Origin of the sequence: Metabacillus dongyingensis (assembly GCF_019933155.2) — a bacterium.
Taxonomy (GTDB): domain Bacteria; phylum Bacillota; class Bacilli; order Bacillales; family Bacillaceae; genus Bacillus_P; species Bacillus_P dongyingensis.
The window spans coordinates 3,313,740-3,338,078 of sequence record NZ_CP082944.1; the positions used below are offsets into that span (position 1 = coordinate 3,313,740).

The 24,339-nt window shown below is 40.4% G+C and carries 25 protein-coding genes; 2 read left to right on the forward strand and 23 right to left on the reverse strand.

All coding sequences use genetic code 11. The features are described from left to right. Positions 1-9: 9 nt before the first annotated feature. From K8L98_RS16310 to K8L98_RS16370, 13 genes are all read right to left on the reverse strand, one after another. A complete protein-coding gene (locus tag K8L98_RS16310) occupies positions 10-501 on the reverse strand; it encodes a cell wall elongation regulator TseB-like domain-containing protein (protein ID WP_223436222.1) in 492 nt (163 codons plus the stop codon). An 11-nt stretch (positions 502-512) separates the two neighbouring features. Then, the gene (locus K8L98_RS16315; protein WP_223436224.1) at positions 513-683 is read right to left on the reverse strand and encodes a YpmA family protein; all 171 of its coding nucleotides are present in this window, start codon (positions 681-683) and stop codon (positions 513-515) included. Positions 684-932: 249 nt separating this feature from the next. Further along, entirely contained in the window at positions 933-3,728 is a 2,796-nt protein-coding gene (dinG, locus tag K8L98_RS16320; RefSeq protein ID WP_223436226.1) for an ATP-dependent DNA helicase DinG, read from the reverse strand. Positions 3,729-3,821: 93 nt separating this feature from the next. After that, entirely contained in the window at positions 3,822-4,205 is a 384-nt protein-coding gene (gene panD / locus K8L98_RS16325; RefSeq protein ID WP_223436228.1) for an aspartate 1-decarboxylase, read from the reverse strand. Between the two features lie 35 nt (positions 4,206-4,240). Further along, positions 4,241-5,098: a pantoate--beta-alanine ligase gene (gene panC, locus K8L98_RS16330; RefSeq protein ID WP_223436230.1), complete on the reverse strand. Its 858-nt coding sequence runs from the start codon at positions 5,096-5,098 to the stop codon at positions 4,241-4,243. Beyond that, positions 5,095-5,937: a 3-methyl-2-oxobutanoate hydroxymethyltransferase gene (gene panB, locus K8L98_RS16335; RefSeq protein WP_223436232.1), complete on the reverse strand. Its 843-nt coding sequence runs from the start codon at positions 5,935-5,937 to the stop codon at positions 5,095-5,097. The genes panC and panB overlap by 4 nt, the downstream gene beginning before the upstream one ends. A gap of 287 nt (positions 5,938-6,224) precedes the next feature. Continuing rightward, positions 6,225-7,208 carry a biotin--[acetyl-CoA-carboxylase] ligase gene (locus K8L98_RS16340; protein ID WP_223436234.1) on the reverse strand — a complete coding sequence of 328 codons (984 nt, stop codon included), beginning with the start codon at positions 7,206-7,208 and terminating at the stop codon, positions 6,225-6,227. Next, positions 7,193-8,392, reverse strand: a complete 1,200-nt coding sequence (locus tag K8L98_RS16345) for a CCA tRNA nucleotidyltransferase (RefSeq protein WP_223436236.1) — start codon at positions 8,390-8,392, stop codon at positions 7,193-7,195. The genes K8L98_RS16340 and K8L98_RS16345 overlap by 16 nt, the downstream gene beginning before the upstream one ends. Next, entirely contained in the window at positions 8,385-9,530 is a 1,146-nt protein-coding gene (gene bshA, locus K8L98_RS16350) for an N-acetyl-alpha-D-glucosaminyl L-malate synthase BshA (RefSeq protein WP_223436238.1), read from the reverse strand. The genes K8L98_RS16345 and bshA overlap by 8 nt, the downstream gene beginning before the upstream one ends. Beyond that, on the reverse strand, positions 9,527-10,267 hold the full coding sequence (gene bshB1, locus K8L98_RS16355; protein WP_223436240.1) for a bacillithiol biosynthesis deacetylase BshB1: 741 nt from the start codon (positions 10,265-10,267) through the stop codon (positions 9,527-9,529). Before bshB1 ends, bshA begins: the two co-directional genes overlap by 4 nt. After that, positions 10,230-10,658 carry a methylglyoxal synthase gene (gene mgsA / locus K8L98_RS16360; RefSeq protein ID WP_223436242.1) on the reverse strand — a complete coding sequence of 143 codons (429 nt, stop codon included), beginning with the start codon at positions 10,656-10,658 and terminating at the stop codon, positions 10,230-10,232. Before mgsA ends, bshB1 begins: the two co-directional genes overlap by 38 nt. A 13-nt stretch (positions 10,659-10,671) precedes the next feature. Further along, the gene (gene dapB, locus K8L98_RS16365) at positions 10,672-11,469 is read right to left on the reverse strand and encodes a 4-hydroxy-tetrahydrodipicolinate reductase (RefSeq protein WP_223436244.1); all 798 of its coding nucleotides are present in this window, start codon (positions 11,467-11,469) and stop codon (positions 10,672-10,674) included. 12 nt (positions 11,470-11,481) lie between these two features. Continuing rightward, on the reverse strand, positions 11,482-11,811 hold the full coding sequence (locus K8L98_RS16370; RefSeq protein WP_223436247.1) for a nucleotide pyrophosphohydrolase: 330 nt from the start codon (positions 11,809-11,811) through the stop codon (positions 11,482-11,484). A 152-nt stretch (positions 11,812-11,963) separates the two neighbouring features. On the opposite strand from K8L98_RS16370, the gene K8L98_RS16375 reads away from it, so the two are divergent. After that, complete coding sequence (locus K8L98_RS16375) at positions 11,964-12,836, forward strand: YitT family protein (protein ID WP_223436249.1); 873 nt, start codon at positions 11,964-11,966, stop codon at positions 12,834-12,836. Positions 12,837-12,885: 49 nt separating this feature from the next. Here the strand turns inward: K8L98_RS16375 and ypjB are convergent, their stop codons facing one another. The 10 genes from ypjB to K8L98_RS16425 all read right to left on the reverse strand — a co-directional run bounded on the left by ypjB (position 12,886) and on the right by K8L98_RS16425 (position 24,106). Further along, positions 12,886-13,695 carry a sporulation protein YpjB gene (ypjB, locus tag K8L98_RS16380; RefSeq protein WP_223436251.1) on the reverse strand — a complete coding sequence of 270 codons (810 nt, stop codon included), beginning with the start codon at positions 13,693-13,695 and terminating at the stop codon, positions 12,886-12,888. Between the two features lie 94 nt (positions 13,696-13,789). Further along, entirely contained in the window at positions 13,790-14,383 is a 594-nt protein-coding gene (lhaT, locus tag K8L98_RS16385) for a lipoprotein heptaprenylglyceryl N-acetyltransferase LhaT (protein ID WP_223436252.1), read from the reverse strand. Positions 14,384-14,464: 81 nt separating this feature from the next. Beyond that, positions 14,465-15,232 (reverse strand): menaquinol-cytochrome c reductase cytochrome b/c subunit, encoded by a 768-nt coding sequence (locus K8L98_RS16390; protein WP_223436254.1) that lies wholly within the window; start codon positions 15,230-15,232, stop codon positions 14,465-14,467. Positions 15,233-15,307: 75 nt separating this feature from the next. After that, positions 15,308-15,982: a menaquinol-cytochrome c reductase cytochrome b subunit gene (gene qcrB, locus K8L98_RS16395; RefSeq protein WP_029280290.1), complete on the reverse strand. Its 675-nt coding sequence runs from the start codon at positions 15,980-15,982 to the stop codon at positions 15,308-15,310. Between the two features lie 3 nt (positions 15,983-15,985). Further along, positions 15,986-16,495 (reverse strand): Rieske (2Fe-2S) protein, encoded by a 510-nt coding sequence (locus tag K8L98_RS16400; RefSeq protein ID WP_223436256.1) that lies wholly within the window; start codon positions 16,493-16,495, stop codon positions 15,986-15,988. A gap of 141 nt (positions 16,496-16,636) precedes the next feature. Continuing rightward, positions 16,637-17,092: a YpiF family protein gene (locus K8L98_RS16405; RefSeq protein WP_223436258.1), complete on the reverse strand. Its 456-nt coding sequence runs from the start codon at positions 17,090-17,092 to the stop codon at positions 16,637-16,639. A gap of 332 nt (positions 17,093-17,424) precedes the next feature. Continuing rightward, the gene (locus K8L98_RS16410; protein WP_223436260.1) at positions 17,425-21,108 is read right to left on the reverse strand and encodes an alpha-amylase family glycosyl hydrolase; all 3,684 of its coding nucleotides are present in this window, start codon (positions 21,106-21,108) and stop codon (positions 17,425-17,427) included. A 190-nt stretch (positions 21,109-21,298) separates the two neighbouring features. Beyond that, positions 21,299-21,838: a ReoY family proteolytic degradation factor gene (locus K8L98_RS16415; RefSeq protein ID WP_223436262.1), complete on the reverse strand. Its 540-nt coding sequence runs from the start codon at positions 21,836-21,838 to the stop codon at positions 21,299-21,301. 81 nt (positions 21,839-21,919) lie between these two features. Continuing rightward, positions 21,920-23,185 (reverse strand): tetratricopeptide repeat protein, encoded by a 1,266-nt coding sequence (locus tag K8L98_RS16420; protein ID WP_223436264.1) that lies wholly within the window; start codon positions 23,183-23,185, stop codon positions 21,920-21,922. A 27-nt stretch (positions 23,186-23,212) separates the two neighbouring features. Then, the gene (locus K8L98_RS16425; RefSeq protein ID WP_223436266.1) at positions 23,213-24,106 is read right to left on the reverse strand and encodes an amidohydrolase family protein; all 894 of its coding nucleotides are present in this window, start codon (positions 24,104-24,106) and stop codon (positions 23,213-23,215) included. A gap of 60 nt (positions 24,107-24,166) precedes the next feature. Here K8L98_RS16425 and K8L98_RS16430 point away from each other — a divergent pair, with 60 nt between their 5' ends. Further along, the gene (locus K8L98_RS16430) at positions 24,167-24,307 is read left to right on the forward strand and encodes a hypothetical protein (protein ID WP_223436268.1); all 141 of its coding nucleotides are present in this window, start codon (positions 24,167-24,169) and stop codon (positions 24,305-24,307) included. The last annotated feature ends 32 nt before the right edge of the window (positions 24,308-24,339 follow it).

The window sequence follows — 24,339 nt, forward strand, 5'->3', positions numbered from 1 at the left end:
TATGTCCCCCTATTTTTTAATCGCAATATGCTTTCTTATTTCTCCATTGCTGAAATTTATTAAATCATATGTATAACGATTTCGATCGTCAATATATTTTACTTCCCAAAGCGGTATGGTCTTTTCCATTCCAAGCTTGACGCTTATCACTTTTTCAGGATTTTGTTTTGCTTTTACAATTTCCAGCGCTTTTTTTTCTGAAATGCCGTCAGCGGCAAGCTTCAGCACAGGTTTTTCCTTGCTGTCCTCAGGAACCCAAACGTAAACAGCTTCATTGCTCTTATTCAAGCCTGTAATCACGTAATATTGTTTAAGGCCATTAAATGTTTCAACACTTTCGGCATTTTTCAGGTCCGTTTCTTTCAATGCACGCTCAATAGCTTCTTCATGTCCATCGTTTTTTTGAGCCATGGCTGAATGATAAACGTTAAAAAAGGCTCCCAGTGCAGCCAGCAGAAAAACGGCTAAAACACTTGCTCCGATTGTTATTTTTTTCCCCATGTTTCGAATCCCTACGTTCTGTAAATCGTAAATACGGCTTTATTTTTATCATCCTGATCAAGTGCAAGCCCAAACATCAAATTTTCTCTCTTCAACGTCCGATTTAACCCATCGACAATTTTATAGAGGTCATCTGAGTGCTCTATGGTTACGGTTGATAAAATCTCAATTTTACTTTCCATGACCTATTCCTCCTATGCAAAAACAAAAATTGTAACTTATATGTCAGCCTCAAAGGGCAACAATAACAAATACAGACAACACAATGTTGTTTTATGTACCCATTATAACAGTATCATTATCAATTAGTGAAAATAAATTTTCTCCTACCCACACCATTGCCTGTGCTGCTCGCACAGGCTTTTTTTTATATGCCTATTTTTGTAAGTTTCACATTTTTTTGGCCCTGAACAAACTAATGCGTGACGCCGTCATTCATTATTATTCCAGCGGACAATTTCATTATGAAGGCGCTCCATAGTTTCTACATGGACATCTATGGACGGCAAAGATGCAATAAAGTGTCTGCCGTACTTTGCTTCTATTATTCGCTTATCAAATACAAAGAGCAGTCCTTTATCTCTCTCCGTCCTGATCAGTCTGCCGAATCCCTGTTTAAATTTCAGGATTGCTTCAGGAAGTGAATAGTTGTAAAAAGCATTTTCCCCCTGCTTTGTGATCTGTTCGCATTTTGCTGCAACAACTGGATCATCCGGCGGAGAAAATGGAAGTCTGACGATAATCAAAGTTGTCAGTTCATCACCTGGGAAATCCATGCCTTCCCAAAAAGTGCTCGTTCCAAGAAGAATAGCCTGATCAAATTGACGGAAATTCTTTGTCAGCTTTGAAATGCTGCCGCCTCCCTGACCCATGATCATAAAATCTTCCAGGCTCGAATCGGCTTTTAAGAGCAGATTTGTTTTTTTCAGCATGTCATAAGCCGTAAACAATACGAGCAGCTTTCCTTTTGTGGCCTTAGCAATTGTTGAAACATTTTTAGCAATAGCTGCCGTGTATTCATCAAGTGTCACATGCTGCACAGCCGGAAAATCTGAAGGAATCATTAATTTTGCCTGTTTTTTATATTCAAACGGCGATTTTATTATAAATGTCTTCGGATAATAATCCGCAAGACCAAGTTCTCTGATCATGTAATCAAATGAATGATCTACAGTCAGGGTAGCTGATGTCAGAATCACGCTTTTCATCTCTGCGAAAAATCCATCTGCCAATTGTTCAGATACAGAAACGGGCTGTGAATAGACACTGACAGCGTTTTTGGCACCTCTTGATTCGATTTCTATCCATTTGACAGCTTCTAATTGTTCTTTGAAAAAAAGTGTGTCCAAATCCTTGTATGCATCCCCGAATTTATCAAGCACGGCAAAGTATTCATAAAGAATAAAAGATTCTTCTTCATTTTTTATCTTGTGAAAATCTTCTTTTTGTTTATTCATGATTTTCATTAAATCATGGAGCTGAAATTTCACTCTTGCTGCCACCTCTAAAATGGCAAGCCATTTTCTGCTCTGCTTTTGGTTATGTTTAAAACGATGAGTGATCCTGTTCGTCTGCACTTCTTTTTCATTTTGAAGGACGTAGCTGTGCAGGGTGCTGAACAGCACTCCATTGTCTTCAACGAGCTGTTTTAAGATGGCATCCATCTCAAGAAAGGCATCATTTAACCCATTTTTCGAAAAAAGATCCTGAGTTCTTCGAAGCAAGCCGTTTGTATACAGGTTTCCAAGCTGATTTGTTAAAGCCTGCAGGGTTAAATAGTGCATTCTTGTACCTAAATGTTCGCATGCGATTCTCTCAAAATGATGTGCCTCATCAATGATCACTTCCTCTACATCATCAAGTAAATGACTTGATGATGAGATGCTTGAAAGCAAAAGATTGTGATTGGTTATTACAACATCCGCTTTTTTGGCGTTTTCATATGCTCTTTTGAAAAAGCAGCGCGACAGCCAGGGATTTTTATCTGAATTTGATGATTTCTCATCATAATGAAGTCTTTGCCAGAGCAACTTCCCGCCAGAAGGCAAATTCAGTTCATCAAAGTCCCCTGTCTCTGTTTCAGTCAGCCATATTAAGAGCTGTGATTTGGTTAAAATATTATCGTAGTTGTAATCATCTTCGTGCAGGTATTTTTCGAATTTACGCAGGCATAAATAATGCGACTTGCCTTTAAGAACGGCCATATGGAAGGGCTGATCGATGGCTTTCCGGAGCATTGGAAATTCTTTTGCCATGACCTGCTGCTGCAAAGCGTTCGTATATGTACTGACTAATACACTTTTTCTTTCTGACATTGCGTAATAAATGACCGGGATTAAATAGGCAAGCGTTTTTCCGGTTCCTGTACCCGCTTCTATTAACGCATGCTGATGAGATTGAAAGGACTCATAAATTTCCTTCATCATTTTCACTTGCTCTGTCCGCACTTCATACTGCTGAAATTGTCCTGCAATTGGGCCGTTTCTGCTCATCAGCCGATCCGAAAAGGCCTGAAAATCCTCTGTAAGCCTGCTATCATGATCATGAGCCTGTTTGGAATGTTTTTTAATTGCAATTGAGCGAAAGACTTCAATATGCTCAGGTTCACTAAGGTTAAGCAGCCTCTCAGATATGATATCCTCAAGTACATCTTCAATATCGCTGATAAACGAACGTGATAAACGCTTCAGCGCTTGAAGAGTGGCAGGAGGCAGCCCGACTAGTTTTTTAAGAATATGTACAAACAGCTCCCCAGTTACCTCAGCATCGCTGTCGGCACGATGGGGATTGTCATGCCTGATGTTCAGCTCTTCGCACAGCTCAGACAATTTATAGCTGTCTGCTCCCGGAAAAACAATCCTTGATAGCTCAACAGTGTCAAGCACAGGTCCAGTAAATCTCTGCAGCCCGCTCCGCTCGAGTTCTTCTTGTATAAAGGAAAGATCAAAATGAACGTTATGCGCCACGAAATAAGCATCACTTAAAAGAGCAGAGACTCTTTCAGCAATGTCTTCAAACGGGGCTGCATCCTTTACCATTTCATTTGAAATACCGGTTAATTGCTCAATAAAATGAGGGATTGGCTTCAGTGGATTGACAAAGCTTGAAAAACGCTCTGCCACTTTGCCGTTTTCAATCACCACAGCTGCAAGCTGAATAATTCGATCCCCTTTCTTTGGAGAATTGCCAGTCGTTTCAACATCTATTACAACAAATCTTTGTTTCATTTTGATACACCTCAATTAATCGAAAAACCAATAACGTTATTTTACCACTTATAAAGCAAAATCCCCCAATAATCGGGGGATTTTTTAAAATTTTTATAGGATGGTTGCCGCAGGCTCCTGACCGAGGAGTTCGACAATCTGATTTTTTTCATTCATGATGGCAACCTTGGGTTTATGATCATGAACTTTTTCCTCAGCGACCATTGCATATGAAATTATTATGACGACATCATCTTCTTGAACAAGCCTTGCTGCTGCCCCATTCAGGCAAACAACGCCAGACCCTCGCGGACCAGGGATAATATATGTTTCAAATCGTGCGCCATTATTGTTGTTGACGATTTGAACCTTTTCATTAGGAAGCATATCAACGGCCTCCAGAATATCTTCATCAATTGTGATGCTGCCGACATAATTCAAGTTTGCTTCAGTGACTCTTGCACGATGAATTTTTCCCTTCATCATTGTACGAAACATTAAAATCTCCTCCACAGCTGTTTTCTATCTAAATTTCATTCGTTATCATTTAAATCGATTGTAATATTATCAATAAGCCTGGCTTTTGTAAACTTGACTGCAATTGCGAGGATAACCTCCCCCTTCAATTCCGCCAATGCCTTAAGTTCAGGATAAGAATAGATCTCGACATAATCTATCACGCCATCTGTATGAGCTGACAGATAGGATGTCACTGATTCAATGACCGTTTCTGCTGATTTTTCCCCTTTAAGCATCATTTCTCTTCCTGTCTGCAGGGCTTTATAAAGATGCGGGGCCTGTTTTCTTTCTTCTGCAGATAGATAAACGTTTCGGGAGCTTTTTGCAAGGCCATCCTCTTCCCTTACTGTCTGAATCGGAACAAGCTCAACAGGGAAATGAAAGTCTGAAATGAGCCCGCTGACAACCGCTACCTGCTGAGCATCCTTCATTCCGAAATAGGCACGGTCAGGACCAACCAGGTTAAAAAGCTTGGTCAGCACCGTTGCTACTCCGTCAAAGTGGCCAGCTCTTGATTTTCCGCATAAAACGTCAGTCCGCTTTTCCACTTTTACTGTAACGGAAGGCTCGTCTTTGTACATTTCGTTAACTGATGGGGCAAAGATATAATCAGCCCCCGCCTCTTTTGCAAGCTGTGAATCCCTCTCTATATTTCTCGGATAGGAATCAAAATCCTCATTCTCTCCAAATTGCAGTGGATTTACGAAAATGCTGATGATCATAATTTCATTCTGGCTTCTTGCTTCTTGCATTAATTTCAAATGCCCTTCATGAAGAAAGCCCATGGTTGGGACAAAGCCGATCGTCTGCTGTGATTTCTTATGGACTTTCATTGTCTGCTGCAGTTCATTTATCGTAGTAATGATTTTCATTTAGATTGCGTACCTCCATATAAGGACTGAAGTTCATCATCCTTCATCGTGAAGGTATGTTTTTGCTCAGGAAAGTGTCTGCTTTTTACCTCTTGTACGTATTCATTCAAAGAAGTTTTTATTTGACCGCCGATGTTCGTGTATTGCTTAACAAATTTCGGCACACGGTTCACACCGTATCCCAGTACATCATGATAAACAAGCACCTGTCCATCTGTTTCTGCTCCTGCACCGATTCCGATGACAGGTATATTTAATCTATTTGAAATTTCTGAAGCAAGCTGTTTTGGAACACATTCAAGCACTAATGCAATTGCGCCTGCTTCTTCGCACTGTTTTGCGTCATGAATTAATTTTTTTGCACTTTCTGCATCTTTTGCCTGTACCTTATAACCGCCAAGTACACCAACTGACTGAGGAGTAAGCCCTAAATGGGCAACGACAGGCACCCCCGCGTTTGTAAGCGCTTCAATAATAACAAGCACATCATCAGCACCTTCAACCTTTACTGCATGCGCCCCGCTTTGCTGCATTATTTCAGCTGCATTTTTTAAAGATTGCTCTTTTGAAAAGTGATACGACATAAAAGGCATATCTGTCACAATGAAAGTAGAAGGCGCACCTCTTTTGACAGCCTTTGTGTGATGAATCATATCACTTACTGTAACCGGCACTGTAGAATCATACCCGAGTACAACCATGCCAAGGGAATCACCGACTAAAATCATATCCACTCCAGACTCTTCTGCAAGCTTAGCTGAAGGAAAATCGTATGCTGTTAGCATCACTATCGGTTCATGCTGCTGCTTCATTTTCATAAAATCTAATCTTGTCTTCATTTTTTCCCCTCCCATTAATTGCAGAGGAATTTCGTAACCGAAAAGACATGAAAAAACCTTCTTCAAATAGGAAGAAGGATTATACTCATCATATCCAGCCAGCTGTTCATCCCTCTGTCCCAGTCCGCATTCCGGATCAAGGCAGAACTTTTATTAAAATTGTAAGAAAACTTAGTGCAGGTGCAGTTCCAAATAAGGATACTACCCGACAAGAATTATAACAGAAAATAAAACGGGAAGCCACTTTATTAGGCTCATGTTAAAGTAATAATATTGGCTAAAACTTACTATGACTGAATTTCGATATCGGCAGAATATATTTTTTCAATGTTGCCTTCGTTTGTTTCAAGAAGCAGCACACCTTCATCATCTATTCCGATGGCACGCCCGCGAATTGTGCCCTGAAGGGTTCTTGCAATCAGATTTTTATTCAGGCTGATGGCATAGCTTTCCCATAGCAGCTTTACAGGTTTAAATCCATGAACTAAATAGCTGGTATAGAGCTTTTCAAAATTCATCATTATGGCCTGAATAACCTGTGCTCTGTCCGCTTGCTCACCTGTTTCTGCAGCAATGGAAGTTGCGGTTGCCTGCAGCTCCTCGGGAAATTGATCCAAAGTGTGATTGACATTCATACCGACACCGATGATCACGGAATGCACTCTGTCTGCTTCTGCCTGAAGTTCCGTCAGGATGCCGACAATTTTTTTGCCGTTTATGAGAATATCATTCGGCCACTTGATTTCTGGTGTGAGGCCTGTCACTTCTTCAATCGCCTGGATTAGTGCGACAGCAGTCAGCAGCGTTAATTGAGGGGTTTTGTTAATCGGAATCTTTGGTCTTAGAATCATGCTCATCCAAATACCTGTCTGCTTCGGAGAATACCATGCTCTTGCCAGTCTGCCTCTCCCGCTTGTCTGCTGATCCGCTACGACAATTGTTCCTTCCTTCGCTCCATCCCCAGCTAATGTGTGGGCAATTTTTTGCGTCGAAGAAAGAACCTCTTCAAAATGGATATGACGGCCCATAAACTCTGTCTTCAGTCCAAGCTGTATTTCATTTCCGCTGATTTTGTCAGGCTTATAAGTGATCCTGTAGCCTCGCTTTCTCACAGCCTCAAGCTCATACCCTTCACTTCTTAAATCTTCAATATGTTTCCAGACTGCCGTTCTTGAGCAGCCAAGTGTTTCACTTAGTTTTTGACCGGATAGAAATTCACCTTCAGCTTCTGAAAAAGCCTGCAACAATCGTGTTCTTAGATCAGATTGCACGATCTTAACATCTCCTTAATAGCTTCCTTGCTGTTTTCGACTTCATCGTTCACAACGGCGAGCTCAATCTTTTTAAGTAACTCACCCATCCACGGGCCAGGCTTTTGACTGCTGAACTGCATCAGGTCAGCTCCGCCAATCGCGAGTTCATTTTTAGAGTGAATCGGCAGATTTTTATAGAATGCCTGTAGTTCTGCGATTAGCCCTTTTGACATCGTTTCTCCTTTTATTAAACAATAAACGGCTTCCACTTCAAGAGTGCATGGCAAGCCTGCCTCGTATACGGACTGCCTTGTCAAATCACCCTCCTTGCGTTTCTGCAAATAAAAGATGTTTTTTGCGATCATCCCGATTTGTCGGTTTGAAAGCTTCCATTTCTTTAAAAATGCTTCAATGCTGCTTATTTCTAATACATCCAGCAATGCCGTCCATCGTTCTTCATTTGAAGACAAGCCGCTGATTGGCAGAATACTGGCATTCAGCAGCTGCTGTTTTTTCCCTTCTAAACCTGGAAGGTAATCGATGATGCCTGTATCCGCTACAAGCTTCATCGCTTCTCCGCTTCCTTCACCTGCCATGATTTTTTCAAACTCTGCCGTTTTTCGCTCGACAGATATATTTTCAAGCAATGGCACTTTTTCGCATATTGCATCTAGTGTTTCTCTGCTTAAAGAAAACCCTAGCTGGCTGACAAATCTGACCGCTCTCATGATTCTTAACGCATCTTCGGAAAAACGCTCATGCGGACTGCCGACTGTGGTAATTATCTTAGCTTCGGCATGTTCTTTGCCTTGAAAAAAATCAATAATGGTTCCTGCATCATCCATCGCCATTGCATTTACAGTAAAATCCCGTCTTTTCAAATCTTCTTTCAGGGAAGATACAAATGTGACCCCTGTTGGTCTGCGGTTGTCTTCATAAGCAGACTCTGTTCTGAAAGTCGTAATTTCATAATGGATGCCATTGACAATTACAATGATTGTTCCATGCTCTGAACCAATATCAATTGTTTTCTCAAATAGAGCTTTAACTTGTTCCGGGGTTGCAGACGATGCGATATCTACATCTTTTATTTCTTTTTTAAGCAGCTGATCTCTTACAGAACCGCCGACAAAATAAGCATCAAAACCATGTTCTTTTAACCTTTTTAAAACAGGAAGAGCCTCTTGAAATTCTTTATTCATCCCGCTCACCTGAAGAAAGGAGACTATAATACAGAGCCTCATACTGTTTGACAATAATGCTTGAATGAAACTCTTCCTTTGCAACTCTCATCGATTCTGAAGCCATTCGGCTGTGCAGCTGTTTGTCCGTCAGAATAGAAGTTGTTTTCTCAGTGATCGTTTTAATATCTCCTACGTCACATAAGAAACCGGACATTCCGTCTCTAATTACTTCAGGAATGCCTCCAATGTTTGTCGCAACACAAGGAACTCCGCAGGCCATTGCCTCTAAGAGCACAAGTCCAAAGCTCTCTTTTTCAGAGAGAAGGAGCTTTACATCACTAATGGAATATAACTCTTCCAAGTGATTTTGCTTTCCAAGAAATAGGACGTTTTTTTCGACTCCAAGTTCCCTGACAAGCTTGCACACAGATGTCATTTCAGGTCCGTCGCCTACAAGCAGAAGCTTTGATTTTACGTTGTCTAAAACACGTGCAAACACACGGACAACATCCTGAACACGTTTCACCTGCCGGAAATTAGAGACATGGATAATGACCTTTTCGTCTTCTGAAATTCCGTACTCCCTTTTTAAATGATCAGCGTTCTGTTTTTGATAAATGCGTTCATCAATAAAATTATAAACGGTCTGAATTTTTTTATCAGGGTTCAGCAGATCATAGGTTTGGTCAGCGAGTGCTCTAGATACAGCTGTAACAGCATCAGATGCTTCAATGCCAAACTTGATCATATTTGAAAGGGATAAATCATGTCCCAAAACCGTAATATCCGTACCATGCAGAGTAGTGACAATCTTCAGATGATCACCTGTCATTTGTTTGGCCAGGTGCGCGCAAATGGCATGAGGAACAGCATAGTGGACATGAAACAGGTCCAGTTCTTCCCGCTTTGCTACTTCTGCCATTTTACTTGCAAGGGCAAGATCGTACGGCGGATGTTTAAAGACAGAGTACTGATTAACATCTACTTCATGGAAAAAAATATTATGATACATTTTGTTTAATCGGAACGGTCTGCTAGTTGTGACAAAATGTATCTCATGTCCATTTTCAGCCAGTTTTTTTCCAAGCTCCGTTGCCACCACGCCTGAACCGCCCACTGTAGGGTAGCAGGTTATGCCTATTTTTAATTTCTTCATAAACTGTCACCTATTAAATCTTTGTCGAGCAAAATCGGGGATTTTGTTAAAAATCCCTCTGCGTACTTAACGCCTGCCTCTTTGCCGAATAAGCGCTCACGGCTCTCAACACTTTCTATATAACCATTAATTAATGGCGTGATTAATGAAGCATCACTTTTAATAAACTGACTTTCATATGCTCTTAAACTAGCGAGTTTTTTCTCCATAGTATCTGTTATATCCACAACAAAATCAGGCTTGTGATACCCATTAATCATGTAATAGTAGAGGCGGTTTACCCGATGAGGCATAAGACCGCCGGGTTCCCTTACCTTTTTCACACCTGCTGAAAAGCTCGCTTCTTCCACCAATTTCGCACAATTTCCATGATCGGGATGGCGATCTTCGAACCACGGAACAAACACAAGCCGCGGCTTATATTCCCGAATAATCGTTACGATCTTTTCAATATATTGTTCTTTCAGGAATAGTCCTCTGTCAGGCAGGTTGAGAAAAATCCGTTTATGTATGCCGAGAATACTTGATGCCTGTTCTGCTTCTTCCTGTCTGAGCTCTACCGTTCCATTGGATGAAAGCTCAGCTTCTGTTAAATCGCATATGCCAATTTTATAACCCTGCTCTGCGTATTTTGCAAGAGTTCCACCCATCCCGATTTCGGCATCATCAGGATGAGCTCCGAAGGCAAGGATATCAAGTTTATTCTTTTCCATAGTCGTCATCGATTTCTTTGTCATTTACAATTGATCTCCAAGTCATATCACCGCGTTCGAGTCCATGAATAAGAATTTCAGCAGTTCCCATGTTTGTCGCAAGCGGAACGGCATATACATCACATAAACGGATAAGAGCTGTAACATCAGGTTCATGGGGCTGCGCTGTCAGCGGATCTCGGAAAAAGATGACCATATCCATTGCATTGTTTGCGATGCAGGCTCCAATTTCCTGATCGCCCCCGAGAGGGCCTGATTGAAAACGGTGGATATTGAGTCCGGTAGCTTCAGATACTTTAAAACCGGTGGTACCTGTTGCATATAGCTTGTGCTTCTCAAGGATTCCTTTATAAGCAAGCGTAAATTGAATTAAATCATTTTTTTTCTTATCGTGAGCTATGAGTGCAATATTCATCAGACATTCCCCTTTAGTCGATTAAATTTTCAAGCCCGTAAACCAATACATCAAGTTTCATAACCTGCTCCACACATAATTTTACGCCAGACATGAAGGATGCCCGATTAAAAGAATCGTGACGGATGGACAATGTCTGACCGTCCCCTCCAAACAAAACTTCCTGATGGGCGACAAGTCCAGGCAGACGGATGCTGTGAACATGAATTCCCTGATAATTCGCTCCCCTTGCTCCCTTTAATGTTTCTTCTTCGTTAGGATGGCCCTGTTCTTTTGCCTCTCTCACCATTGAAATCATTTCGGCTGTTTTAAGACCTGTTCCAGACGGTGCATCAAGCTTTTGATCATGATGCATTTCGAGGATTTCTACGTCGCTGAAGTATTTTGCAGCCATTTGTGAAAATTTCATCATTAAAATAGCTCCAATTGCAAAGTTTGGTGCGATAATGGCACCAATCCCCCTGTTTTCGGTAAGCTCTTCAAGCTCTTTTAAATCTGCCTCCGAAAAGCCAGTCGTTCCCACTACAGGCCTTACGCCATATTCAAGTGCCTTCTTTGTATGGATTTTTCCAATTTCAGGTGTTGTTAAATCAATTAAAACATCTGGCTTCGTCTCGGAAAAGCATTTCTCAATATCTGTGTAGATAATGGCGTCACTATTAAAATCATCTGCTTCACTGAGCTTTTGTCCTTCATATTTGTGATCAATTACACCGGCAAGAGAAAAGTGTGCTGTTTCCTCTACAAGCTTTACTGCTTCTCTTCCCATTCTTCCCCTAGGCCCTGCAATTACAATTTTGATTGTTTCCATTTCTGTTTCTCCTTAAGAATCTTTTTTTGTCCAGCGGTCTTTGTCTCTAGTATTAAATTTTTTCATCACAAGATTATGAGCTTCTTCGAGATCAATATTTAAGGAATTGGCTAGACAAATTAACACAAATAGAATGTCGCCTGCTTCTTCCTCTATCTTTTTTTCCTGTTCTGAATGCTTTTTTGGTTTTTCACCGTATGTATGATTTATTTCACGGGCGAGTTCGCCCATTTCTTCTGTCAGCCTTGCCATCATGGCAAGCGGGCTGAAGTAGCCTTCTTTAAACTGCCCGATATAGGCGTCAACTTCTTTTTGAAGATCTTTTATCGTTTTATTGCTCATGATTCATCACCTCTTCTTTATTCCTTTCCATGTTAGCGGGTCAGAGCCTTTTTGACAAATTTTCAGGTATTGTTTCAGGCTCAGATTGCACCTTTTGTTTCCATCATCTATAATATTATCGCTAAGACTTAGAGCAGAGGATGATGTACAGCATGTTCAATCAGTTAAAAATACGAAATATTTTCTTTATTTTACTCGGATCAGCTATATTTGCGTTTGGTCTAGTTCATTTTAACATGCAGAACAATTTGGCTGAAGGCGGTTTTACCGGAATTACCCTGCTTTTATATTTTATTTTTAATATCGACCCTTCCATTTCAAATCTCGTGCTTAACATTCCGATTTTTTTTATCGGCTGGAAACTGCTTGGCAGGACAACCTTCCTCTATACCCTAATAGGAACTGTCGCATTATCTGTTTTTCTATGGCTGTTTCAGCGATTCCAGATTAATATGCCGCTAAAAGACGACCTGACTCTAGCCGCTTTATTTGCAGGAGTTTTTATCGGTGTCGGGCTTGGAATCATCTTCAGATACGGCGGAACAACAGGCGGTGTAGACATCATTGCCCGACTTGTACATAAATATAAAGGCGTGAGCATGGGCAAAACAATGTTCATGTTTGATTTTGTAGTCATTGCTCTCTCTCTTGTCACATATTTATCCTATAAGGAAGCGATGTATACATTAGTGGCGGTATTCATTGCGGCAAAAGTCATTGACTTTATGCAGGAAGGTGCTTATGCAGCCAAAGGAGCCACCATCATATCTGAGCGAAACGGGGAGATTGCGGATAAAATCATGCAGGAGATGGACCGAGGCGTAACCATCTTAAAAGGTCAGGGTTCTTTCACTAAAATGGACCGCAACGTTTTATATTGTGTGGTCGGCAAAAATGAAATTGTCCGCCTTAAAACGGTCATTACCTCTGTTGATCCCCATGCATTTGTCGCAGTAAGCGATGTTCACGATGTGCTTGGCGAGGGATTTACATTAGATGCGGATAAAAATCCGATTCACCGTTAAAACATTTTAAACAATCCATTCAAGCAAAAAAGCCTCTTCCGGAGGCTTTTTATTTATTCATATCACGTTCACGATTCACTTTATCCTTCTCGCCTCTGTACTTCCGCCATCCAGTATACGAAAGGGATAAAAAGATAATGCTGCCAGTTGAAATCATAACCCACAATAATGAGGGATCTGCATCGTCCTCTTTTACCCGATTAAACAAATTCTGCAATTCCTCCTCCATCAATGCAAGCTGATTTACTTGAGACTCTACTGGAATTTGTGTGAAAATAGCATCTTCAACAACAGATCTATGGGCATCCATTCTCTTAAGCTGTTCTGAATCGATATCCATCATCATGCTTGGATAGACTGTTTCATATAGAGAGACAAATTCATCCCAGTTCTGCTGAAAAGATTGATGATCTCCCATTTTCACATCACCCTTCACTTGAGAAAAAGCCGACATGACGGGCTCTTCCATTGAGCTCCATAAAGGCTGATGCTCAGATGCTGCTGCATCCACCACAAGTCTCAGCTGAATAAGCGCTCTAACTTTCTCATCAGGAGTTATGCCCGTCTCCTGCAGCATTTTGGCTGCTGTTTGCTGTGATGCAGATATTGTGCGAATATCTCTTGCTGAAATACTGCCGTCATCTTTTAAAGTCTTTTCAAACTCTCTTTGAAAATACTCAACAAGCTGTAGTGATTCTTCAAAACGGTTTTGCTTTGACAGCTGAAGAGCTGTATCTGAGAGTTTATTTAAATCTTCCCATTCACCTGTGTGATTTGCCTGATGATCAGCTAAAGCCCAATAAGGAAGTGCGACTATCAATATGACGAAAAGCGCAATCACCATTTTTCTTTTTTTCATCCTTGTCCCTCCTACAGCTTCTACTAAAAAAGTATGAAAAAGTGGACAAGGTTAGACCACCTTTTTCACTCGAACATCAAAAGGCGGTCTGCTGTTAAAGAAAATTTAATTTAAGGGAATTCTTTCTTACGACAAAATGGTATGCGAGATAAATGGAGAAAAGGCTCAGCCAAAATGTAAAATATCCGATTTCAGGCAAATAATTCATCAGAACACTGTATTTTGGCATCATGCCAAACACATAGTCTATGATTTCGTTATGCAGAGTCCATACAGCCGCAGCTATTAAATGCCATGCCTTGAATCTGTAATATGGGGCATACAGCAGCCCCTGAACAGCCATTCCGAGATGAGAAAGAATGAGCATATAGCCGACCGGATCAAGCACACCTGTCTCATTAAGCACCAGAAGGTTCATCACAACTGCCCAAATACCGTACTTAAAAAGAGTAATAATGGCAAGGGCTTCAATCAGGGGGAGATTTTTCTTAAATAAAAACCCGAGCATGACGATTGTGAAAAAAAGACTCGCTGTTGGACTGTCAGGGACAAACGGAAGAAAAATAGGCGGTGTCTCATAAAGCTGATATCTATACCAATAATATCCATAAATCGTTCCGAATAAATTAACAGTAAACATCATAAACAAAAAAGGCTGTTTAACAAGCAGATATTGAAACCACTTCATGTTTGTTCAACTTCTTTCATTCTCAAATATGTATCTATCCTTAAACGTAGAAAAAAAGCTGACTTTTCGTCAGCTTTTCATTTATTTTGATGTAACACCAGAAACAAACTCAGAAAGGACTTTTAATTCTTCATCCGTGCCTTTGAAAATGCCAGCAGGCATTCCACCTTGTCCCTCTTTTGCAATCTTAGCAATTTCTTCTGGTTTTAATCCATTATCAACTAATGAAGGACCAGCAGCTCCTCCTGCTAAGGTATCGCCATGACAGGAAACACACGTTTGTTCAGTGAAAATTTTGTAACCTTCTGATTCTTTGTCTATTTCAGCTTCAGCCTTAATTTTCCCTTGTTCTGCAGCTGCTTCCCAGTCATGAGTAGCAACAGATTCCCAAGTTAAGAAAATAGTTGCTGAAACTGCAAGAAGCATCATACCAACAGCAACAGGACGTTTTGAAGGCTTGCGTTCTGGTCCGCGGTCAATAAACGGTGCAAGAAGCAGTGCTCCAAATGCAAGTCCTGGCATAATAAATGCGCCAATGACTGTATATGGACCTGCAGCATATGTGTATTTCAGCAATTGATATAAGAATAAGAAATACCAGTCCGGCAATGGAATATATCCAGTGTCAGTCGGATCTGCAACACGTTCAAGCGGCGATGGATGCGCCACAGTCAAACATAGGTATCCAATTAGGAAAACGGCTCCGACAAGCCACTCTTTTAAGAGGAAGTTCGGCCAGAACGCTTCCGTTTTACCCGGGTATTCAGAATAATCTTTTGGAATATTCGGTTTTTTTTCAGCTGGAATACGTGAATCTCCAACAAATTTCATCCCTTTTCCGCGATGCATGATTTCCCCTCCTTCTTTGGCAGTTCCGCAAACGAAGTCCGTTTCACTTGCGGTCAATTATTAAAATCAATTATTTTATAGAGGTCCAGATATACCCTGCTTTCGAATCATAATGAAGTGAGCTCCCATTAATCCAAACAGTGCTGCAGGAAGGAAGAACACATGAATGGCAAAGAAACGAGTCAATGTCTGTGCACCGACGATTTCAGGATGGCCTGCAAGCAATGTTTTTACTTGAGTGCCGATAAGCGGTGTGGCTTCAGCTATTTGAAGACCAACTTTTGTGGCAAATAGCGCTTTCATATCCCAAGGCAATAAATACCCTGTGAAACCCAACCCTAACATAACGAAGAAAATTAAAACGCCAACTACCCAGTTAAGTTCACGAGGCTTTTTGTAGGCACCTTGGAAGAATACCCGCAAAGTATGTAGGAACATCATAACGATAACGAGACTTGCTCCCCAGTGATGCATGCCGCGGACAATTTGTCCGAAAGCGACTTCATTTTGCAGGTAATAAACAGATTCCCATGCATTTTTAATATCGGGAACATAATACATCGTTAAAAACATACCTGATAATACCTGAATAACTGTTACAAAGAACGTCAGTCCGCCAAAGCAGTAAACAAAAGCTGAAAAATGGTGCGCCGGATTTACATGTTCTGGCACTTCATGGTCAGCTATATCTCTCCACATAGGCGTAATATCTAAACGTTCATCAACCCAATCATAAATTTTGTTTAACATTGATTACGCCTCCTTTCGCGGTTTAGCTGAACCAAGATACAAAAATCCATCTTTCACTTCACTGACGAATACATCGAGTGGAGCAAGCGGCGGTGTGCCAGGTACATTTGTACCGTCTTTTTCATAGCGCCCATAGTGGCAAGGACAAAAGAATTGGTTAGGATTTTCAGGGTCACTGTTCCAGTTAACCGTGCATCCTAAATGTTTACATACAGGAGAAAGAGCAACTATATCCCCTTTGTCATTTTTAAAAACCCATGCTGCTCTAGGTTCTTCAGACTTGTGCCAGGCATCAACTTGTTTAATTTTAAAATTAAATCGTTGAGGTTCTTTAGTAATTTCATCTACTTTCACTACCTGTACAAGATCTTGATCTTCAACCTTGCCCAGTACAGGGTCGAGCGCAAAGCGAACCATTGGCATTAGCATACCCGCAGCCATGAAACCGCCTACACCTGTCAGCGTATAGTTGAGAAATTGTCGTCTTGAAACCCGATGTTTTTTCTCGCTCATCATTTTCCCCCCTCTATCTTAAGCTGAAGTCCGTCAGGACATACGATAAAACCATATAAAACTAGGACAATCTCATGATATATCAATCTTCCAGTAAGGTCAATATTATCCTTTTTTGGAACTTTAAAAATGTAAGGGTTTTTATGAAACCCTCCAAGATTGTAAGAAAATGTTCAAAATTTGACTCACTTGATCCTCAATCATCTTCCTTTTCAGTGACTCGTCCATATGTTCCATAGGAATTGGAGGAATATAGATCACGCTGTCCTTATGCGGACCGCCTTCATTTCTCCACAATTTATCGCTCGTCACGAAAAAAATATGTTTGAAATTGTCCTTTAATTCATGATACCATTGTAAAATTGTTTTTTCTCTGTCATGCATTTGTTCTGATATGTACGTGCAGGCCGGAAGCAAAAAGATTCTTCCTTTAAGCTGGCGTTCAAGATCTTCTGTGATCAGCGATGTGTACTCTCCCTCTCCCGCCAAAGATTTCAGATTATCTCCAAATCCTATTTGAACAAGCGGGATAATGGCGGTATCTACGTATTCTTTTGACTGAAGAAACATGTCAGCGTCTTCTGATGTCCATTTCATGACTTACAGCTCCCTCTCCTTATTATGTAATAATTATATAGATTTTATATGTGTTTGTTAATAAGGTTTTGAAATTGAGGAAGATATTGGGCTATTGTGAAGAACCTTTTGTTCCAAAATCAGTCTGATTAATATGTTATTTCTGCTTCCCTAAATCTCTTATCGGATGCTGATTATTAATTGATTCTTGAGCATGGTATGTTTACTCATTTTGTTCTCCTAAAGTTTTATCGTTTTTATTATTTTTTCTCTTTCTTCTTTTCTTAAACACATTATACCGGTTTCTTCCATAAAAAATAAAAGCCCCTTCATAGATAGAAGGGGCTTTATTTTTAAGTTTTTTGGTATTTTTTTCGAAACAAAATCGTTCCCAATATCAGCAAGACAGCTCCTATCATCATGTAAGTATAGGTATTTGTCGAAGTCGCAGGAAGCTTATTGTTTTCATTCTTAGAATCTTTTTCACCTGCTGGTTTGCTTTCTGATAGATGTTCATTGGATTTATTTTGACCCTGAACTGTTCCGTTTTCTTCATCAATGCCACTCGGACCCGGAGAATTTTCTCCTTCTGCCGGAGGCTCAGTCCTTTTATTTTCAAGTGATAAAATGAACGTACCTCCAAGCTCCCGATCCGCTAAGTCAACCGTTACTTGCTGTTCACTGGAAACCTTGTATTTTTTACCGCTGTATAAATCAATAACATCAGCAGCTTTTTCAAATGGCACATCAATTGTTATCTGCTGAATTTCTTCTGTCGTGTTTAATCCGATAACCAGAGATTGATCTTTGTATTCTCTCTTGAAGACAAGGTATCCATCTTCATTGCTGCCTGCTACTTTTGCCCGATCTCCTTTTGCAAAAACGCTTGAATAGTCTTTACGGATGTTTAATAGCTTCTGGTAGTGAGTTAACAGATCATTATTTTCCGTATTGTCCCAGTCAAGATTATAACGATTTTCATTAAACTCGCCTTTATCCATATCGCCAGCGTGTTTTCCGGTTTGCCCAAGCTCTTCTCCGTAATAGATAACCGGCTGTCCTTTTGCTGTTATTTGAAGAGCAGCAGCAATTTTCTGCTTGCTTTTATCTCCGCCTGCATGCGCCAGCAAGAAACCGTCTTCATCATGGCTGCTCAGGAACTGTCCCATTGTCGCCGTGTTCGAGAGCTTGCCGCCCCGCTCCTCAAGTCTTGCTTCAACTGCCTCAATCTCACCATTAATAAAATCTCTTGCTTCGTATTTAAAATTGAAATCGAGCAGAGAATCCATCTGTCCGCTGTTTAAATAGCCGCCTGTATTATCAATGCCGCCGCCATAATACTCCCCAATCAGTTTAAAATCAGGATTTACTTTAGTGAGTTTATTTTTAAATGCTTTCCATGTTGTATCTTCCACATGTTTCACAGTGTCTACCCGGAAATAGTCAATTGAATTTCCTTTTTTTGTTTTATGAGATGCCCACGCTGTCTGCCAGTCAATGATTTGCTCTCTTACAGCTGAATCTTCTGTAATCAGGTCCGGCAGTCCGGCAAGCTCGCCTCTTATGACATCCGTCCCCCCGCTGCGAAGCATACCTTTGAAGCGTTCACGATCTTCATCCAGAGGAAAGTTCGGGATGTTCTGATCAAACTTGTCTGATTCTTTTAATCCATAGCCGGTATGATTCAATACAACATCGACCATAATCTTTATTTTACGTTCATGTGCCTTATCCAGCAATTCATTCAAATCCTCCATCTCGCCAAGATGTTCATCAAGCTTTGAGAAGTCCTTTGCCCAATATCCGTGGTAACCGTATTGATTGCCGTTTTTATTATGACGAAGATCCCAATCAATATTATCCACAATTGGTGTAATCCAGATTGTATTGATGCCAAGATCATCAAGATAGTCAAGCTTTTCGGATATTCCTTTAAAATCTCCGCCGTGATATGATTCAGGATGATTCACATCATATTTTTCATTATTGGGATCGTTATTCCCCTGGTCGCCATCATTGAACCGGTCAGTCAGCATAAAATAGATTCTTGCCTCGTCCCAGTCAAAATCTCCTTCTCCTTCGGAAACCCTTGGTTTTACTGAAATCGCTGCTGTTGTTGTATGTTTGTTGCCAAATTCATCAACAGCTGTAACCGGAATTTCTTTATCACCGGCAGGCACCGAACTCTTTACTGACAAAGTCACTTCTTTTAATTGTGGATCGATCTGCAAGTCATCCGGTCCTCCAATAGATGAAGCATCAGCATACATATCTGAAAACAGGATGTTTTCCTGATCAGATTTTATATCCAGACTTAAGACAGCATTCTGATTGGATGTCACTTCTTTTGGAGATACAGCTGCTTTCATCTTTACTTTTGGAATGACGTAGTCGATATATGATTTTTCATTATATGGATCTGTTACTTCTTTCGTTGTTCCGCCCATTGTGACAAGAAACTTGTATTCATACTTCCCCTCTTTTGGCAGTTCAAATGTATATAAGAAATATTCATTTTTCTCATCATATTTCATGTCAAATTGCTTGCCGTCAATTTTTATTTTTACATGATCAATATCAGACATCGCATTGTTTTCGAATAGCTCCTGATCGCGATAGAAGAATGTTGCTTTTCCTTCCGATATGACAGGACCCTTTATCGCTGGAATTGTGTGAAACTCACTCTTACCGCTTTCGACAAACACTTTTGTCAGCGGCTGTGATGGATCTGTTTCAATATACCTGTCTTGATCATATGGATCCTTTACAGCCCAGTTCTGACCTTTTCTAATCACAAATCCTATGTTCGATGCCTCCGCTCCTACTTCAAACTTTGAAACGGCACCTCTATCATTCTCTTCAGTAAACAGCTTTTCGCCATCTTCAAGTCCCGTTTGCCAAGTCCAAATATTCCAGCCGTCATAATCGGCATCCTCTCTGGAATACGTAAACTGTACATACCTTTTAACCGGACTGTTCATCTCACTTGTTTTTAAAGAAAGAGAGAGATCCTGCTCTAATGCTGTTCCTGATTTTTCTCCGGTGATGGATTGTTTTGGAACAGTAAGCGTATAATCTAGCTCTTTTTGCAGAATCTCAGGAACTATTTTCAGCTGGTTTGCAGCCGCAGTAATTTCTGAATTTACAGCCTGTCCACCATTTTCTATAAGGGAAATGCTATTCGGCTGCTCCAGTTTTATTGGCTCATTGAACGTCAGGGTAATTGGTGAAGTTGTTTTAACATCCGCAGCTCCATCAGCAGGTGCTGCTGAAGTAAGTTCAAGCTGTTTTGCATCGATGATTCCTTTAATGGTATATTCAGCGCCATAGACTGATTGCTTATTTGAATCATCTTTTTCATTCCATGATCCTGCAGCAGTATTTCCGCTGGCCTCAGGGCTTACATCAAATGCACCATGTTCAGCAGCAGTATTTCCGCTTAATACGGCAATTGCTTTTAGTGAATCATTATTTTCAAGCCCCATTTCACTTAATGGGATTTTCCCTTCAAATCCCTTCGTGCGGTCAGATGCAAACTGTGCACCTTTGATATTTTCCCAAGTGGAAAGTCTGGGATGATTAAAATCTTCTGCACTGTATAACGCAGCTCGGGCTATTTCACGATCATTCTTTATTCTTGAAACGATATGAAACTGAGGTTTTGCATCTGTACCTCCAAAATGGAATGGTGCTCCCCATGGATTTCCTTCCACATTCGAATCTTCGTTATTTACGTTTAATGCCAGATTCATGTACATGCCATTGTCGCCCCAGTTTGGGACATTTTTAGCATCAACCCAGTAATAGAGAAATTTGCTGTCATTTTTCAGATAGACATTTCCGAGATGAAATCCTTTATATCCCGGGTTTGCAGATGATGCCAGCGGTTCTGTTCCTGCCCAGTCATGATCGTTTCCATCAACCGTTATTACGCTTTTTTCATCAGCGGCAAATGCCTGCCAAGAACTCATTACACCACTTGACAGGAGCAGAATAATTAACAGAAAGGATGTCCATTTCCTTCTCATTCTCCTCATCCCATTCCCCCCTTTTACTGTAAGCATAATCGTTTATACAATTTAGATGGTTTCATATATGTAAACGATTGCACTCATCAATGATATTTTGTCATGATATGACCGATAAATCAATTGAAAATTCTGAAAATATCTTTTCTCTTTCCTTGTTCAATCAAAAAAAGAACCTCATCTAATGGAGGTTCCTTCCTTATTTCAAACATTTCAGTTTTTCAGTCAAGCTTTCAAACGCTTCTTTATCCTGGCGGTCAAGTGCGTCATCAATCATTTGAAGTAATTTTTCTTTTTGGAACGTTTGAATCGATTGCTCTAAAATGCGTTCAGCTACTACACGGTCTTTTTCATTAATGTTGAGATGTTTCGGCATAAATGGATTGGCTTCTAGCACTGCTGCATAATTCGGCGATTGATAGGCCGAGCGGAAGTTGAGCTGAATGAACAGATCCTCGTCTTTATTTAACCGAATGTCATGGAAGGATTTTTCTGCATCCGTTGTCATGACATTTTCTTTGTAAAAACGAAACGGCACTTCCTCTACGCAGTGGGTTGACATGATAATCCCGCGCGGACAATATTGGGCCTGCTCAACGAAATGCACTTTTTCCATCAGCGTGTCGTGACTCATTAAGTAATTCAAGATCCAAACACATTCCCGTCTTTTCAACTGATAATGATTTAAAAACCACCTGATAAAATCCTTCTTCTCAATGACAGATACAGGGGCCATCATATGCATTTCCCTCCTCTGCTAACTGTAGATTCTTATTCTTAAAGTTCAACAGATCCTAGGTGAAATCCTTCCGATTGGACGTTAAAAATCATCTTCTAATTGTATCAAAATCTCTTCGATTTCGACATTCGCCGGATCATGCTTTAATGCCTGGCGGAACATTTCCCTGGCGGCGGCGCGATTTCCGTCCTCTAACAGGTAAAAACCGTACTCCGTAAGAAAATCTGGTTCTTCCTTGAAGAAATTATATGCTCGCTGGTAATGGTTTAATGCATCCGAATATTGCTCTGTTTCATGATAAGCTCGTGCTAATTTGCGGTCATATTCAGGATCTTCCTCGCCGTACCTCATCACTTCTTTCAGACAGTCAATAACCTCTTCATATTTTTGCTCCTGCATATAAATATTTGTCAGTGTAATTGTTGCTTCGACATGTCCTGGATCAATGGCAATGGCTTGCTGAAGCAAGGCTGATGCTTCGTTTGGCTCATTATTTTTTAAAGCGATTTTCCCTCCGTAAACATAAAGCTCCTTATTATACTCATCCACCTTCAATCCGTCTTTTACAGTTTCAAGACTTTCCTTCAGCATGCCTTCTTCTTCATATGCTTTTGCTAAATATAAATAAAGAGATGTATATTCATGATCGAGTTCTTTTAATTTTAAAAACTGATCAATTGCTGTCTTGGGATAATTTGCCTGAAGTGCTGTAAAACCATAACCGAACAACGTGTGCAAATCTACTTGTTGATCGACTGCTTTTTCATAGTACGGAAGAGCTTCTTCAAATTCACCTGAAGCACTGATCGATTCTGCAAGCCTCTGATAGACATTAACACCGGTTATAACTGTATGCTCTTTTAATACATCTTTAAAATAGGGGATGGCTTTGTGGTAATGCCCTTGATGAAAATATAGTTCTCCGAGAGCAAAGTCGATCACAGGTTCATTCGGCACCATTTTTTTAGCAGACAGGAGCTTTTGTTCACTTACTTCATTTAATCCCTGCATTTGATACAAATCAGCAGAAAGGATCAAAGCCTGTACATAAGCGGTGTCTGTTTCAGGGATTGTACCCAGCAGTTCAATTGCTTTTTCTTCTTCGTCCATATCTATATAGACTTCTGCTAAAAATACCGTAACCTCAGATTCTTCCGGGTACAATAAATGCATGTCTTCCATTATATTCAGCGCATGCTCCGTATTGCCCCATTGGTAGTATTTTTCCGCAAGCAGAAATTTTTCTTCATCATGAAGAGTCTTCTCAAGCCCTGAAAGTTTTTTTAGGCCTTCTTCAGCTTGTCCTGACTCAACTAATTCTATTGCTTCAATTAGTGAATTTTTCAACTTGTAACGCCCTTTCCAAGGATATCCTTATGGGACAGCATTTGCAGCAAACCTGCCCGACATGGAGATTTCACAAAACTCTCCAAATCCAGGCCTTATGCAAACTTTTTCATCCACTTTGATCAGCTGTCCCTTATGAATCGTAAATGTAGGAATATGATTATGATACCTGCTAGCGGACATTTCTTCAACTGAATTGAATCCATTTCGCACATAGAGGTTATAATCAACTTCGCCGCCGATCCTGATATCTCCTTTTTCAGGGTAAATCCCGATTTTCATTAACAGTGATTTTTCAAGCGGTACATGTTCTGAAGGACAGTCTGGTTCTGCGGACATTCGGTGTCTATTCATCAATGCAGAAAACTGTTTTCTCCTTTTATCTGAATGTATTCCGGTCAATTGAGGAAGGAATGTCATCGGGAATCCGTATATGCTTCCGCGGATCCATTCCCATGGAAAATCAGCGATTGAATCTTCTGGATGAATCTCTAAAATGAGCAGTGGAATTTTATTTTTTTTGCAGCTAATGAGCAATGATGGGGTCAATCTTTTCAGCGGAACTTTCACACCGATGCAGTAATCGATTGGAGAATTGATCATCATTTGTTTCTTTTTGCGAATGGCTTCGGGGAGATCCCGTTCATATTCTGTCTCGGCAATTGCTATTACAGTGGTACAGCCTTTTGCGATCAGTTTTTCTGTGAAGATTCGTTTTATTTCTGAAAAAGAACCTCCAATAGAAAAATCAAGCATCACATGACCAGATGTTAACAGATAGTCCGCAGCATTCATTTTCATGCATGTCATCTTCTGCAGCGAAGAACTCATGTAATCAATTTTGTTATTTCGTATTAGAATCGAGGTCTTAACGATTTCGCCATTTTTTAAAATATTTGCATCTTCAATAAGGTAGGCCAAAGCCTTTCATCCCTCCCTTACAACCTTCTTAAGACAAGCTATGAAGGGAAGGCGAAGGATATGACAGTTAAAGAAGAAACCTGCAGGAAAACTTTTTTCCTGCAGGCATTTTTCCTGAGTGAATTAGAAAGTTTAAAAGTTTGCTCATTACTGTCCAGCTTCACAGCCCAACTCCTCGGCCAGAACAAATCCGGCAAATAAGTCAAACCTGGACTTTTTTCCGGACTCTAAAC